The sequence below is a fragment of the Croceibacter atlanticus HTCC2559 genome, from assembly GCF_000196315.1.
GTDB lineage: Bacteria > Bacteroidota > Bacteroidia > Flavobacteriales > Flavobacteriaceae > Croceibacter > Croceibacter atlanticus.
In genome coordinates this window covers 687,758-701,851 of the sequence record NC_014230.1, presented here as the reverse complement: position 1 = coordinate 701,851, position 14,094 = coordinate 687,758, and the positions used below count along the sequence as shown (strand labels likewise).

The following is a 14,094-nucleotide window of genomic DNA, read 5'->3' as shown; positions in this document are numbered from 1 at the left end:
TATTAGTTTAAAGTAACGTCACCTAACATATCTTCAACAAGCTTAGCTTGTTTTTCTTTGTTAGATAATTCTTCACGAACTACTTTTTCTGCAATATCAATAGACAAGTTAGCAACTTGGTTTTTAATATCTGCAATAGCAGCTTGTTTTTCTGAAAGGATAGCAGCTTGTGCTTGCTTGATAATTTGATCTGCTTTAGCTTGAGCTTCATCAGAGGCGTCTGCAATCATCTTATCTTTCATAGAACGTGCTTCTTTAATAATTGAGTCACGCTCTGTACGTGCTTCTTGAAGAATACGCTCATTGTCTGCTTGTAGGTTTTCCATTTCACGACGTGCAGCCTCTGCAGAGTCTAAAGCACTTTTAATAGAAGTTTCTCTATCGTGAACTGCTCCTAAAATAGGTTTCCAAGCAAATTTCTTTAAAAGGAAAAATAAGATAAGGAAGGTAATAACCGTCCAAACCACAAGTCCAAATCCAGGTGTTAATAATTCCATTTTATAATAATTAGATAATTAATTCAACTAAAATTAACTTCAACAGCAACCAACCGTTACTGTTGAAGTTTTGTAATCCTTAATTAGATAAGTGATGCAACAACACCGAATAGTGCTACCGCCTCAACGAATGCTGCTAAGATAAGTGCAGAAGACTGAATCTTACCGTGCATCTCTGGCTGACGAGCCATTGCCTCCATTGCTGAAGAACCGATTTTACCAATACCGATTCCCGCTGCGATAGCTGCTAAACCAGCTCCAATTGCTGCAATTCCTGTAATAGTCATAATATATAGTTTAAAATTAATTAAGTTACTCCGTTATTAATGGTGATCGTGATCCTCTACAGCCATACCAAAGTAAAGCGCAGATAATACTGTAAATATGTAAGCTTGTATTGCTGTTACAATTATCTCGATAATACTAATAAACAATGCAAATGCTACAGATACTGGTGCCACAGCTAATGAGTTGAAAATAAATATTAAAGAAATTAAACTTAAGATAATAATGTGTCCTGCAGTAATGTTAGCAAACAAACGTATAGCTAATGAAACTGGCTTAACAATCATCCCGATTAATTCAATAGGGATTAAGAATATTTTAATTGGTACTGGTACACCTGGCATCCAGAAAATGTGTTGCCAGTAATTTTTGTTACCACTAAATGTTGTAATAATAAATGTAAATCCTGCTAATACAGCTGTAAATGCAATGTTACCAGAAAGGTTTGCTCCATTTGCAATAGGGATTAATCCAAAAATGTTGTTAATCCATATAAAGAAGAATACCGTTAATAAGAAAGGCATGTATTTTTTGTACTTGTGCTCACCAATCATTGGGATACCAATCTCATCTCGTACAAAAATGATTAATGGCTCTACAAAACTTGCAATACCACTTGGTACATTAGTATCAGATTTTCTGTATTTTCTTGCTGCTGTAATAAATATAAGGAGAAGAACAATAACCGAAATAAACATCATAAACACATTTCGTGTTATAGAAATATCAATTGGTATTTGTGCATTTGTAGCATGACCTTCTTCGTCTAACTGTACAGAATCTGCACCAGCGTCTAACTGATACACTTTTTCATGAAGGTTAATAAACTTACCTCCATTTTTTTCTACAACAACTTCACCGTGATAATCGTGATGAAACTCTGAAGACATAAATGTAGTAAGACCATTGTCTGTCCATAAAATAACAGGAAGAGGAATGGAGATTGCGTGACCATTATAGTCTATAATATGCATACCGTACGCATCTTTAACGTGGTGCATTATCATTTCTTTCACGTTAAAGCCTTCCTCAGGTTCTTCTGTATTTGCGTCTTTTGCAAAACCGCTAAGTACGGTAGTTACTAATGCAAGGCCTAAAATAAATTGTCTAAGAGTAATATTCATTGCAAAATTGCGTTAAAATAACCTGTTTAAATTTGGTGCAAAAGTACGCACATTAAATGAATTGGCAAACAAAAAAATTAGTCAAAGTTTTTAGTTTGTTTTTTCCTTTAAAAAATTGGTGACGGTCCACACTTCTAACCCTAAATAAATGAAATACGGAAAGAAGAAGTTAAGCACGTCTGGCACCTTGTTTTCTAAGGATGAAAGTAATACGGGTAATAAAAATACCACAGCCAGGATCATCTTCAAAAACGTAAGTATCATAAAAACATTAAACACATCTGTCTTTCCGGAAGTATGCCTGTAGTTTATAAAGCTATAAATAAGCAATACAACTATAAAGTGAAATGCATAAACTGTCCATAGTGGTATCTTGAGATCAATAGAAGCTGCAAAGTAGTAGTATATATAATAATGGAGCCCAAGTAAAATAACAGTAATGGCACTAAGAAGGCCTACAAAACTTATTTGGCGTCTTCTAAATTCTTTTTCTTGAATAGAATTCATAAAGTTGGTTTTAAGAACAGTGCGTTTTAAGACGCATTATCATCTTTGCTCATTTTTAAAATTTGCCTAATGACAAAAAATATAGCTGCAAGTACAGCCACTAAGCTAAAAATTATAGTGTAAAGGTTGTTTTGGTTATTTAGATATTCATCTAGCTTTACACCTCCAAAAGCACCAATTGCAATTATGGCAAACATTTGAAAGGCTATGCCTGAATATTTAGCGTAAGAAGAATTAAGCGGACTTTTCTTTTCGTTTGTCATCGTCGTTTTTTAACGATTTTACATTGCCTTTCATTGCACATGACGCGTTAAACGTTGCGCCTGGTTCAACAGCAAGCTTACCTACTAAAACTTCACCTTCTATGTGAGAAGAAGACCTAAGTGTTAATGTATCTGCAATATCTAATTTCCCAGAAAATTTTCCTTCAAAATCTGCATTTTCACAAGTAAGTGTACCACTAATAAAGCCACTTTTGCCCACAACTACTTTTCCAGGAGTTGTAACAGTACCTTCTACAGTGCCCTCTATCCTAAAAGCTCCTTTGGCAACAATATCACCTACTATTTTTGTGCCTTGTGAAATTTTATTTTGTTCTCTCGAAACCTGTTCATTATTTCGAGATTTTTTACCTGAATTATTGTCTGAAAACATAGTGTGATTGTTTTAGAGTTAAGGCCTATTTATTGAGTTGAAAACTCTCTGTAAGCATCAATATTTTTATGAATCTGTACAATAGTATAGTTTTCTGAAGAAATACCAAAAAACTCATTTGTAATTTTATAATTCTTGTTGTCTTTTAAAAGCTCGCCAAATCCTTCTGCACCAAGGCTACTGTTTAAACCATGTATTACTAGGAAGTTTTGGAAAGGATTATAAACATCATAAGATGTATACAGGTTAGTGTACCCTAAATCTTCAATAGCTTTATCTACTTTTTCCCTAAGTGCTTTTGCATCAACTGTAGTGTCGTTTTTGTCTATTGGATAAATTAATTTAAACTCACCTTCTTTACCATCTTTTTCAAATTCCTTAAATTCTAACGATGGAATAGATTGTTTGTAAATTTTGGCAGCCTGTTTACCTTCATCACTTTGTGGATAGTTAAGGGCTACAAAATTTAAACCTTCTTTGTAAGCTTCAAATCCTAGATAACGGCCTTCAGCATAAGCTTTTAATAACTCAAATTTAGGAACAATATCATCTCCTGTAAATTGTTGAATATACTCTTCAGATTTTTCTAATACTAAAGCATAATTTTGCTCTTGAAACTGTTTGTATAACGTGGCGTAAATAGCTTCTGGACTATTTTCATCATTCTTTAAGGATTCTGGGTTTCTTAAAATTGAAGCATACCTGGACTCTGGATGATTATTTAAAATATCGTTCTTTACACGATCTGCATTGGCAGTATCTCCAGTGGTTTCGTAAACTTTATACAGATTGTACTTAGAAGGTAATATTAAGCGTTCCTCTGGATTGTTGTTTAATAAGCCTTCAAGCTTTTCTGAAGCTAAACTGTATTCCTTAAACTTTTCTTTATAAATAAGACCTAATTGGTAGTAGGCAAAATTACGCTCTGTAGATAAACTATCAAGTACTTTTTGGTTTTTAGGAATTAAATCTACATAGGTTTGAGGGTCAAATCTCGGATCTTCCTCTAAAGCTGCAATAGGATCTATATCTTCTTCTTCTGTTTCTGTATTAGAAAAAACAGAACCGCCAGTTCTCCAATTGTCTTCTAATTTACGACTGCCCCAAACTTTTTCAAACTCCTGTTTTCCGTAAGCCACAGTTGTAGGGTTGTAAAAGTAAAAATCACCTTTTACTTTAGGACCACCTATTCCTTTTAACTCTCGAGAGTTGGTTTGCTTATTGTAAAAGGAGTTTGTTGCACCAGTAACTGGTAACTCTTCTGCTCTTGCTTGTGCTATGGCAGTAGCTTTAAGACCATCTGCATAGGTTTGGTAATATGAATATTGATCTTCTGCAGATAAATTAGCAACATTTAAAATACTATCGTTTGCTCTTGCAATGCCTTCATAAAGAATCACATCGTCTAGATTAACACGACGTTTTGTAATGGTCCTAAATTCTCTTGTGGTATTATCTAGGTTGGTTAGTGTACTGTCAAAATAATTACCAGCTTCTTTATATTCTGCATTGTCAAAATTTATTTCGGCCAGCCTTAAATAGTTTCTTGAAACTAAATAATTATCTGCAGATTGTGTTCTTAAAGATTTATTGTAATAAGTAACAGCAAGATCTGTAGAGTCTAGTTTTTGATAGTAGTCTGCCATAACCAAATATATTCTATCTAGATATGGTCTGTTTTCATAATATGTTTCAAGGCGTGTAAGCAATTCTTCAAATTCAGCTTTATCGCCTTTATCTAAATCAAAGTTCTTTGCTTTTTCAACATAAGCATTAATTAGATATCTGCGAGGAATGCTTCGGTTAAGCTTTATAACTTCATCAAATGCAATATTGGCACTGTCTACTTTACCAATATTATTATAAAGTTGTCCCTTTATAAACGTATATCGTGCTTGTTTTTCTTTATCATCTATAGTTTCTGAAGCCAATTTAATTGGCATTATAGCACTATCTAATTGTTGAAGGTTTATATAGGCTTGAGAAAGCATTGCAGCTGCTTCTGCAACAGCTTGTTTGTTTAGATCTTCTTCTTCAGCTTCTTCAAGAATTTCTTTTAAATTTTCAATAGCTAGTTCGTTGTTGTCTAGTCTAATATTTACTTTTTCTTTCCAAACACGAGCTTCTGTAATTGTGTTACTAGTAGGATAGCGTCTAAGCACATAGTTAAAGGCTTCTTGTGCCGGTATAAAACGACCATCAAAATAGCGCGCCTTACCTAACATTATAAAAGCTTCATCCATCTGAGGGTTATTTTCCTCGCCATCAATGTACATGCTATGTTTTTGAATGGCTTTAGTTGCTTTTTCTTCAGCACGTTCAAAATTTGCATTCTTGGTTTCTCCTTGTAATAAGGCTTGCTCTTCTATTTGTAACCGCTCTACAGGCAGTATTGCCCAATAGTTATCTCTAAAAGAGGCCTCAAGCTCTGCTTCACCTTGTATAATAGCTTGTTTGCCATTAAACATAGTGTTGTAGTAGGCTGTCATAGCGTGCCAACCACGGTTTATAAATTTGTCCTTTTTTCTAGAACACCCTACAAGAAGTAAAAGTGTTAAGGAAAGTATGATGTATTTATGCGTAGATTTCAAAATCAAAAAGCGCTTATTTTGTGTACTATAACTAACTGAAAACCGCCTACTTTAGTATCACGGGTCGTAAAAATAAGGTACTTTTTTTGAAATAAGCAGATTTTACAATTTAAAACATAGAATTGTACTGAATTATAGAGTGTATTTTAAGTTGCTATCTGTTAAAATGCTCTTCTAATTCTTTTAGTGTTTCGGGAGATTTAGCTAAGTCTTTAACAACTTCTCCTTTTTCTAACACCACAATACGTTCACACACTTCTGTAACATGAAGCAAGTCATGAGAGGAAACCAATAACGTTACTTCTCTGTTTTCAGTAAGCTCTTTCATTAATCTTTTTAGTCTAATTTGAGTTGTAGGATCTAAATTGGCAAAAGGTTCATCTAAAATAATAACTTGTGGGTTACCTATAAGTGCTGCAATTATGCCTGCTTTTTTCTGATTTCCTTTAGAAAGGTCTCTCAAGTATTTTTTCTGCCCTAAAATTTCTCCATTAAAAAAATCTTCAAAATCTGCTAAAAAGGCATCAACTGTGGCTTTGTTTTGGCCCCTTAAATCGCCAATAAAATAAAAGTATTCTTCAGCAGTTAGATAACCTATTAAAAAACTTTCATCTATAAATGATGATGTAAACGGTTTCCAGTCTTCGCTTTCATTTACTATTATAGCATTGTTTTCTATATGTCCTGTAGTGGGTCTTATTAAGTCTAAAAGTAAACTGAAATATGTGGTTTTTCCTGCGCCATTATTACCTACAAGACCAAAGCTTTCGCCTTTAGGAATCTCTAAATGCTCAACATTTAAAACAGTTGCGCCGTTATATGATTTTGATAAGTTTGTTGTGGTGATCATAATATCCAATTCTTGTTAGGTTATTTTTTTTCGTTGAAAGCTGCAATAGTTTTATACTTTCCTTTTTGGTAAACGGCTTCTATCTTATTAAGAAAAACGCCTTTTAACGCAATGCCTAAAATACCACTAATGGCTAGTGCTATTATGCCTGCATTAAAATCTATAAGCTTGTAGGGCACATAAAAAATAAGCATAGGACCAATCATTTTTGGTAAGGCTATTAATAATTGTGTAGGGTTAAATCCTTGTGTATTGCTAAATGCTTTTGCCTTAACATTTAACTCTACAGGAACTCTATTTAAGGCGCCACCAAACAAGGTTATAAAGCTGTTTAATCCAATATTAAAAAGTGCGCCTGCAGCTATCATTCCATAAATATCCCAACCAAAATAAATATATGGTGTGCTTAAAATGAAAGAAATTGCAACAGCTACAACCATTAAATACCATTTAGATTCTAAGTACTTTCTGTAAGGTATGTTTTGGCTCATAAGCAACTTATAATATTCGCTATCCCAAGAAGGTACTAATTGCCCGAAAGAAAGAAGGAAACCACCTGTGACAAATATTGAAGCAAACGCTAAGAATACTGGCATCTCTCTATAAGTTTCTTGAGTATAAAATATAAGCCCATAAAATAAAAAGATAAAAGACATCATTAGGACTTGCTTAGGCCTTGCGTTTCTCTTAATAAGTTTAATATCGTTTTTAAGAAAGACAGCTATACTTCCAAAACGGTCTAACCATGATAAGTTTTCGGTGGTTACTGCTTTTGTTTTTTTAGAAATTGCACCATCTAGGTAAAAACCACTTCTTACAAGACTATAATTAGCCTTGTAAAGTCCAAATGCAGCTATTAAAGGAATGATAACTAAATAAGGTTGCGTGTAAAGACTATAAAATGCAACACCTAATGGCTTGGATACTTTATAAATATCATAAAATTCTAACCCTATAAAAATAGCCAATACCGATAGTAGACTGTAAAAGAAAACGTTGTTCTTATTAATTAAAAAGTTTAAGAAGTTATTACATAATGTTATTCCTAACATGCTTATCAACCAAGTTAATGCAGAAAGCGCAGCATAACCTTTAAACAGTAACACACCAGTTATTGGTACAAATAAGAATAACGGTAAAAGATTAAAAAACGAAATTGTAGTTTTCCCTAAAAGGTAGTGTATAACAGTTTCTCGTTTAATAGGGATAATCATATAAGGCTTTATATTCATTACAGGAAGTTGATGCATAAAAAATCGAAACACCAAGTCGAATAAAAACCAATAAATAACATAGTTGTTAATGGTCACAAAAGGATCAACATCCTTTACAAACTCTTCTGCCATAAAAAAGGCGCTAATACCAAGAAAAAAGGCAGCAGTCATAAAATAGAGTGCTCCAAAAATTAAAAGGATTTTTATTGCTAATCCTTTTTGAAAATAAGAGGATCTTTTAAACTGTTTCCATTCTAATGAGATGAACCGTTTGATCATGTTTTGAGAGTTTTTTCACTATACAAGTGTCGAATTTATCAAATATGTTACAATGACTTTGTATTTTTGCACTCTAATTTTTTAATATGGACGCATTTCAATTTCTTAGAATTAAAGATATCATTCGAGAAACACCACAAGCGGTAAGTTTAGTTTTTGAAGTTCCTAGTGTACTAAAAGACAATTATAAGTTTAAGGCAGGACAATATCTTACATTTAAAATGATGCTTAATGGCGAAGAGATTAGAAGGTCTTATTCGCTTTGCTCTACACCTAAGAGTGGCGAGTTAAAGGTAACAGTAAAAGAAGTTGAAGATGGTACATTTTCTACCTATGCTAATAATAAACTAAAAGTTGGAGATAGTTTAGAGGTGCACACTCCTGAAGGTAAATTTATTTACGAGCCAAATAACACATCTCAGCATAACTATGCGGCTTTTGCTGCTGGTAGTGGTATTACGCCTATACTATCTATATTAAAAACTGCTTTAGAGGAAGAACCAACATCTAAGTTTGTTTTGGTATATGGAAACAGGACACCTCAAGAAACAATTTTTTATAAAGAGTTGTTAGAGTTACAAGCCAATTATGCAAGCAGACTTTTTATAGAGTTTGTATACAGCCAGTCTCAAGAGGATGCTTCCCACTTTGGAAGAATAGAAAAAAGCACAGTTAACTTTATAGTAAAAAACAGATACAAGGATTATACATTTAAAGATGTGTTCTTATGTGGTCCTGAAAAAATGATTGAAAATGTAACAGATGTTTTAAAAGAAAATAATATTTCTGAAGAAAACATTCATTTTGAATTGTTTACCTCTAACACAGAAGGCTCTATTGAAGCAGATTTAGAGGGAAATACAGAAGTTGTAGTAATGTTAGATGATGAGGAAACAACATTTACTATGAAAAAGAGTGAATCTATATTAGATGCTGTTCTAAATCAAGACTTAGATCCGCCTTACTCTTGTCAAGGAGGTATTTGTAGTTCTTGTATTGCTCGTTTAACCGAAGGGAAAGCGGAAATGCGCAAAAACCAAATTCTTACAGATGATGAGGTTGCAGAAGGTTTAATCTTAACCTGCCAAGCGCATCCAACTACCCCAAAAGTAGTTGTAGACTTTGATGAGGTTTAGGCTTCAATAATTTGAATAGCCATTTTTGTTATTTTTTCTACAGGAATACTTAACATAGCATCCTCATAACCATTAGGGACTTTGTTGCCATAAATGGAAGTTGGTATTTTAGGAAACTTCTCTAAGTCTGGAATAAGTTGATTTGCTTCAGGTTGTCCAAATGGCACAAAACCAGCATAAGGATGTGTAACACCCCAAATTGTTAGTACGGGCACTCCAAACATTGCTGCTAAATGCCCATTACCACTATCCATTCCTATCATAAGGTTTAGGTTAGAGATTACTTGTAGCTCTTCTTTAAACTCAAGTGTTCCTGCTAAACAGATTACATTGTCATATTGAGAGGCAATCTTTGTAAGAACTTCAATTTCTGCCAAACCACCTCCAAATAATAATACTTTAGTGTGGTCTTTTTTCGAAAGGGTTTCAATTACAGCAACCATCTTATCTAAAGGGTATTGTTTACCTTGGTGTGCAGCAAAGGGAGCAATACCAATAAGCTTATGTAGAGAAGGTTGCAAAAGGTGTACTAACTCAGGATTAAGCGTTGTGGTGTTCTTTGGTATCGGCTTCAAGTTTATCTGAAAGCCAATTGCCCTTAACACATCAGCATACCTTTCGTGAGTAGACTTAAGTGGTTTAAAGACTTTGTTTTTATCTCGAGTAAGTGCTTTTTTATCGACTCTACCTTTGTCAATTTTAAATGTGGAAATACCTCCAAGCTTAAAAAAAGCTCTTAATATTTTACTGCGTAAAACATTGTGCAAATCTGCGACTGCATCTATTTGTAGAGATCTTAATTGCTTGTATAATTTAAAAAGCCCAAAAACACCTTTATACTTTTGCTTAACATCTGCTTTAAAAACTTCTGTATTTGGAATGTCTTTAAAAAGAGTTGCAAAAAAAGGCTTTGTTACAACTGTTACCTTTACGTTAGGATATGTATTTACAAATTGTTTTAATACAGGAACTGTCATAGCCACATCTCCCATTGCAGAAAACCTAATGACTAGTATATGTTTTGGTAAAGGCTCCAAAAAAGGATTTTACTTTTGGTTTCTTAATACAGGATTAAGATCATCATCATTATACATCTTCATTTGCTTATACACTTTCATGTACTTATCTCCATTTTCAATGTCTGTAAGTAATTGATCGATAGCAGAAGATAAATCTGTGCGTTGCTCTAAAAGAACATTTAATTTTTGTTGACATTGCATGCGGTGCTTTTCAGTAGCATCTTCACGAACGCTTTCTTCATTCATATGATACACCTTTAAGGCAAGGATAGATAATCTATCTACACCCCAAGCAGGACTTTCTGTATTAATGGTAGCATCTTTTTTAGGAGTTACATCTTTATACTTTTCTAAAAAATAGCTATCTATGTACTCTACCATATCTGTACGATCTTGGTTAGAAGCATCAATCTGTCTTTTAAGTTTAAGTGCAGCTACTGGATCTATTTGTGGGTCACGAATTATGTCTTCGTAATGCCATTGTACAGTGTCTATCCAACATTTTCTATATAGCAAATGCTCTAAAAGTTCATCTTCGTTGCTGTATGGGTTTTCAAATGCTTGGTCAACCGTATTTACAACGTGGTATTTATCTATAACTTGCTTAAATATTTTATTTGCTTTTTCTGAAAACATAGAACGGGTATTAATTTTTGTAAAGGTATTATAAATCTATTTATGTCTTATTCTATAGCCCAAAGTATTCTAGATTTGGTTTTATAATTGTCCTCAAATTGAAACTCATAAAGGCTTGATTCACTTATTTGATTTAAAAACTCAGTAATTTTAGGCTTAAGCCAATTTAAATTTGCTTTTAATTTCCAGTGTGCATTATCCTTAGCATACATTATAACAAATAATCTATTTTTATAGTGTAGTCTACTTTGACTAGATTGGTGTTCATAGAGCCAAGAAATTAGTTCCTCTTCGTGATTTATAGCATAATCTAACGTGTGTCCAAACCCCTTTGGGAACACTGTCGTTTTATGATCAAAAGGCGTTTTATTTATATAAAAATCTATGTGTTTGTGCTTTTTGTTTACTTCTGGTGTTACAGCAGTATGATTACAAAATAATTGTTCAATAGCTTTGGCACTCCAGAAATTATACCACCTGTTTATGGTATAATAAAAGAAAGGTCTTTTTTCGAAGCCATAGGTTTCAACAGCATGTTTCATTTTAAGAACTAGTGCCTCCCAAGATTTAGTGTTGTAAATAAATCTTGACCGTTTGTCCCATATGTCTTCCTGTTTTCTAAACCATTGGTATTTGTAGTTCCAACGGTGTTTTAGCTCAGCTTCTATATGGTTTATGTTATACGCCATTAAAAGATTATGGGAATAAGTATAGGCATTAAAATAAGTAGCCAAAGAAGAACTTCTTTAAACCAAAATTCTTTTTCTCTCTCAAAATATTTTGCAGTCATTACAGAAAGTGGCGCAAACATAAATAAAAGCTCACTTCCATTTTTAAAAGGAGAAAAGATAGCAATTGCCATAGATGCAAATAATGTCATGAGTATTAAATACATAGATGGTTTTTGTGAAATAGAAGCATTTTGAATTGCCTTTAAATAAGAACCAGACACCCACACAACCATAGCAAGCACTACGCTAATAGGTAGTAAAATAGTAATTGTATTAAGTTTGGTAAAGTTGAAGTTTGAAAACTGAAACCAATCTGAAAACAAGAAAAACCTGTCTTGAGTTAGTAACATATACGTTGTAGCTAAAATAGCGACACAACTTACAGAGGTAATAGGGATTGCAAAGTTTTTCCAACTTCTGTTAGAATGAAATAGTATTCCAAAATACACAATGATTAAAAATAAGATTGTCCAGAATTGAAATAAAGAAGCAATGCAAATCCAGAAAGCTGCATCAAAAATCTTTTTTTTAATGTCTTTATTTGTCCTTAAGCTTATAATTCTTCGCAAGGCTAAGATGACAAAAATATTGGCGCTAATGACACTATTGTTTTGTAATAAATTAATAAACAACACAGTAAAGCAAGCGTAAAGTATTATTTTATAGGTATTTACCTTGTTTAGGTCGTTTTTCTTTGCAATAAAATTTAGAATGACCATACCAACAACGTAGAGTAGAAGTAAGGCAACTTCTTTAAGGATTGTTATAAAAGATGACCCTCCAAAAAACACTAATCTGTTAGCAACGATATAGAAGACCATCATATAGATGGCTACAAATAAAAAATTTATAGGCTTAGATTGCCCAAAAAACCTTGTGAGCATACGTTATTTTGCTATTTTTGCATTGTAAATATAATACATTGATATCATGGAAGATTTTTTTACAGGCATACAATGGTTTTTTGAAACTATTCTTTTAGCTCCTTATAACGCATTAGCAAACCTAGAGCTAGAAAGCTGGTGGTTAGCAAACTTTATGTCTTGGATTTTTATCTTAATTACTTTTGTGGCTTTCTTTTACTGGTTAAAGCAACTACGTATCTTTAAAGACAACAATGAAGACAGAACAGATGTTTCTGCTCATTCATTCTTATAAATACTTATCTAGGTCTAAACCTAAATCTTTACGATAATACATCCTATCAAACTTGATATTTTCAATGTTTTGGTAGGATTTTTTTAATGCCTCTTTGTGGTTTTTACCAAAAGAAGTAACAGCAAGAACACGACCACCACTTGTAACAATTCCGTTACTGTCTTGTGCAGTTCCAGCTTGAAATACAATACTATCTTTAATATCTGCAAGACCAGAAATTGCTAAGCCTTTATTGTAAGCTTTTGGATATCCTCCAGAAACAGCCATAACAGTTGCAGCTGTATCTGGGTTAATAGTAAGTGTAATGTCGTTTAATTTGCCTTGAGAAAGTTTCACAAAAGCTTCAAGCAAATCAGACTCAATTCTAGGAAGTACAACTTCTGTTTCAGGATCTCCCATTCTTACATTATACTCTATAACTTTAGGTTGGCCATCTACATTAATTAATCCTATAAAAATGAAACCTTTATAATCAATATCTTCTTTATTAAGACCGTTAACAGTTGGCTTAACAATTTCATTTTCAATTTTTAGCATAAATGCTTCATCTGCAAAGGGAACAGGAGAAACAGCACCCATACCACCAGTATTTAAACCAGTATCTCCTTCACCTATACGTTTGTAATCTTTAGCTGTAGGTAATGTAATGTAATTTTTGCCATCTGTAAGCACAAAAACACTTAGCTCAATACCATCTAAAAATTCTTCAATAACAACAGTTGTACTTGCCTCACCAAACTTTTTGTTGGTAAGCATATTGGTAAGTTCTTCTTTTGCTTCCGTTAGGTCGTTTATAATTAAAACACCTTTTCCTGCAGCCAAACCATCTGCTTTTAATACGTATGGAGGATTTAATGTTTCTAAAAAATCGTGTCCTTTTTCAACAGTAGCTGCAGTAAAACTCTCATAAGCTGCAGTAGGTATGTTATGTCTAAACATAAATTGTTTTGCATAATCTTTACTACCTTCTAATTGGGCACCTTCTTTAGATGGTCCTATAACAGGAATATCTTTAAGTAAGTCATCTTTTAAAAAATAATCATAAATACCATTTACTAAAGGATCTTCTGGACCAACAACAACCATATTAATTTGGTGTGTTAACACAGTGTCTTTTATAGCCTGAAAATTAGTAACACTTAAGTCTAAATTTTTAGCGATAGCTGCTGTTCCTGCATTTCCTGGAGCAACAAAAAGATTATCGCACTGCGGACTTTGAATAAGTTTATGAGCAAAAGCGTGCTCTCTTCCTCCAGAGCCTAATAAAAGAATATTCATACTGTTGTTTTTTGCAAAAATAGAGAATTAATGATGTAGGGAGAAAGCTAATGCTATGCAATTTAGATTAATTGTATACATATTTTTAATACTGAATTACTAGAGTATTTATATACCAAGTAAAATTATGTTTGT

At 33.0% G+C, this 14,094-nt stretch carries 16 protein-coding genes; 2 read left to right on the top strand and 14 right to left on the bottom strand.

Going from position 1 to position 14,094, the window contains the following annotated elements:
• Positions 1–2: 2 nt before the first annotated feature.
• From CA2559_RS03065 to CA2559_RS03025, 9 genes are all read right to left on the bottom strand, one after another.
• The gene (locus tag CA2559_RS03065; protein ID WP_013186376.1) at positions 3–497 is read right to left on the bottom strand and encodes a F0F1 ATP synthase subunit B; all 495 of its coding nucleotides are present in this window, start codon (positions 495–497) and stop codon (positions 3–5) included.
• Between the two features lie 83 nt (positions 498–580).
• Positions 581–784: an ATP synthase F0 subunit C gene (gene atpE, locus CA2559_RS03060; protein WP_013186375.1), complete on the bottom strand. Its 204-nt coding sequence runs from the start codon at positions 782–784 to the stop codon at positions 581–583.
• 36 nt (positions 785–820) lie between these two features.
• A complete protein-coding gene (gene atpB, locus CA2559_RS03055; RefSeq protein WP_013186374.1) occupies positions 821–1,906 on the bottom strand; it encodes a F0F1 ATP synthase subunit A in 1,086 nt (361 codons plus the stop codon).
• 90 nt (positions 1,907–1,996) lie between these two features.
• On the bottom strand, positions 1,997–2,413 hold the full coding sequence (locus tag CA2559_RS03050) for a hypothetical protein (RefSeq protein WP_013186373.1): 417 nt from the start codon (positions 2,411–2,413) through the stop codon (positions 1,997–1,999).
• Between the two features lie 26 nt (positions 2,414–2,439).
• The gene (locus tag CA2559_RS03045) at positions 2,440–2,676 is read right to left on the bottom strand and encodes an AtpZ/AtpI family protein (RefSeq protein WP_013186372.1); all 237 of its coding nucleotides are present in this window, start codon (positions 2,674–2,676) and stop codon (positions 2,440–2,442) included.
• The gene (locus CA2559_RS03040; protein ID WP_013186371.1) at positions 2,648–3,067 is read right to left on the bottom strand and encodes a bactofilin family protein; all 420 of its coding nucleotides are present in this window, start codon (positions 3,065–3,067) and stop codon (positions 2,648–2,650) included. Before CA2559_RS03040 ends, CA2559_RS03045 begins: the two co-directional genes overlap by 29 nt.
• Positions 3,068–3,096: 29 nt before the next feature.
• The gene (gene porW / locus CA2559_RS03035) at positions 3,097–5,658 is read right to left on the bottom strand and encodes a type IX secretion system periplasmic lipoprotein PorW/SprE (RefSeq protein ID WP_049787192.1); all 2,562 of its coding nucleotides are present in this window, start codon (positions 5,656–5,658) and stop codon (positions 3,097–3,099) included.
• Positions 5,659–5,812: 154 nt separating this feature from the next.
• Complete coding sequence (locus tag CA2559_RS03030; protein ID WP_013186369.1) at positions 5,813–6,508, bottom strand: ABC transporter ATP-binding protein; 696 nt, start codon at positions 6,506–6,508, stop codon at positions 5,813–5,815.
• 20 nt (positions 6,509–6,528) lie between these two features.
• Positions 6,529–8,001, bottom strand: a complete 1,473-nt coding sequence (locus CA2559_RS03025) for a DUF5687 family protein (protein ID WP_013186368.1) — start codon at positions 7,999–8,001, stop codon at positions 6,529–6,531.
• 86 nt (positions 8,002–8,087) lie between these two features.
• On the opposite strand from CA2559_RS03025, the gene CA2559_RS03020 reads away from it, so the two are divergent.
• On the top strand, positions 8,088–9,137 hold the full coding sequence (locus CA2559_RS03020) for a ferredoxin--NADP reductase (protein ID WP_013186367.1): 1,050 nt from the start codon (positions 8,088–8,090) through the stop codon (positions 9,135–9,137).
• Here the strand turns inward: CA2559_RS03020 and CA2559_RS03015 are convergent.
• From CA2559_RS03015 to CA2559_RS03000, 4 genes are read right to left on the bottom strand one after another with little or no spacing between them, the layout of a single operon-like run.
• Positions 9,134–10,129 (bottom strand): glycosyltransferase family 9 protein, encoded by a 996-nt coding sequence (locus CA2559_RS03015; RefSeq protein ID WP_013186366.1) that lies wholly within the window; start codon positions 10,127–10,129, stop codon positions 9,134–9,136. The genes CA2559_RS03020 and CA2559_RS03015 overlap by 4 nt on opposite strands.
• 54 nt (positions 10,130–10,183) lie before the next feature.
• The gene (locus CA2559_RS03010; RefSeq protein WP_013186365.1) at positions 10,184–10,792 is read right to left on the bottom strand and encodes a DUF4254 domain-containing protein; all 609 of its coding nucleotides are present in this window, start codon (positions 10,790–10,792) and stop codon (positions 10,184–10,186) included.
• Positions 10,793–10,839: 47 nt separating this feature from the next.
• Positions 10,840–11,481 (bottom strand): hypothetical protein, encoded by a 642-nt coding sequence (locus CA2559_RS03005; RefSeq protein WP_013186364.1) that lies wholly within the window; start codon positions 11,479–11,481, stop codon positions 10,840–10,842.
• Positions 11,481–12,407 carry a DUF6427 family protein gene (locus CA2559_RS03000; protein ID WP_013186363.1) on the bottom strand — a complete coding sequence of 309 codons (927 nt, stop codon included), beginning with the start codon at positions 12,405–12,407 and terminating at the stop codon, positions 11,481–11,483. The genes CA2559_RS03005 and CA2559_RS03000 overlap by 1 nt, the downstream gene beginning before the upstream one ends.
• 46 nt (positions 12,408–12,453) lie before the next feature.
• Between CA2559_RS03000 and CA2559_RS02995 the strand changes: the two genes are divergently transcribed.
• Entirely contained in the window at positions 12,454–12,681 is a 228-nt protein-coding gene (locus tag CA2559_RS02995; RefSeq protein WP_013186362.1) for a DUF6341 family protein, read from the top strand.
• On the opposite strand, the gene purD is transcribed toward CA2559_RS02995, so the two are convergent.
• Entirely contained in the window at positions 12,676–13,959 is a 1,284-nt protein-coding gene (gene purD, locus CA2559_RS02990; protein WP_013186361.1) for a phosphoribosylamine--glycine ligase, read from the bottom strand. The two genes, CA2559_RS02995 and purD, sit on opposite strands and share 6 nt — an antisense overlap.
• Positions 13,960–14,094: the final 135 nt, after the last annotated feature.

Excerpts from the sequence above, each read along its gene's own strand:
- CA2559_RS03015 (WP_013186366.1), bottom strand. The coding sequence starts at position 10,129 with ATGGGAGATGTGGCTATGACAGTTCCTGTATTAAAACAATTTGTAAAT.
- CA2559_RS03065 (WP_013186376.1), bottom strand. The coding sequence starts at position 497 with ATGGAATTATTAACACCTGGATTTGGACTTGTGGTTTGGACGGTTATT.
- purD (WP_013186361.1), bottom strand. The coding sequence starts at position 13,959 with ATGAATATTCTTTTATTAGGCTCTGGAGGAAGAGAGCACGCTTTTGCT.
- atpB (WP_013186374.1), bottom strand. The coding sequence starts at position 1,906 with ATGAATATTACTCTTAGACAATTTATTTTAGGCCTTGCATTAGTAACT.
- CA2559_RS03000 (WP_013186363.1), bottom strand. The coding sequence starts at position 12,407 with ATGCTCACAAGGTTTTTTGGGCAATCTAAGCCTATAAATTTTTTATTT.
- CA2559_RS03050 (WP_013186373.1), bottom strand. The coding sequence starts at position 2,413 with ATGAATTCTATTCAAGAAAAAGAATTTAGAAGACGCCAAATAAGTTTT.
- CA2559_RS03025 (WP_013186368.1), bottom strand. The coding sequence starts at position 8,001 with ATGATCAAACGGTTCATCTCATTAGAATGGAAACAGTTTAAAAGATCC.
- CA2559_RS03020 (WP_013186367.1), top strand. The coding sequence starts at position 8,088 with ATGGACGCATTTCAATTTCTTAGAATTAAAGATATCATTCGAGAAACA.
- CA2559_RS03005 (WP_013186364.1), bottom strand. The coding sequence starts at position 11,481 with ATGGCGTATAACATAAACCATATAGAAGCTGAGCTAAAACACCGTTGG.
- CA2559_RS03030 (WP_013186369.1), bottom strand. The coding sequence starts at position 6,508 with ATGATCACCACAACAAACTTATCAAAATCATATAACGGCGCAACTGTT.
- CA2559_RS02995 (WP_013186362.1), top strand. The coding sequence starts at position 12,454 with ATGGAAGATTTTTTTACAGGCATACAATGGTTTTTTGAAACTATTCTT.
- CA2559_RS03010 (WP_013186365.1), bottom strand. The coding sequence starts at position 10,792 with ATGTTTTCAGAAAAAGCAAATAAAATATTTAAGCAAGTTATAGATAAA.
- atpE (WP_013186375.1), bottom strand. The coding sequence starts at position 784 with ATGACTATTACAGGAATTGCAGCAATTGGAGCTGGTTTAGCAGCTATC.
- CA2559_RS03040 (WP_013186371.1), bottom strand. The coding sequence starts at position 3,067 with ATGTTTTCAGACAATAATTCAGGTAAAAAATCTCGAAATAATGAACAG.
- CA2559_RS03045 (WP_013186372.1), bottom strand. The coding sequence starts at position 2,676 with ATGACAAACGAAAAGAAAAGTCCGCTTAATTCTTCTTACGCTAAATAT.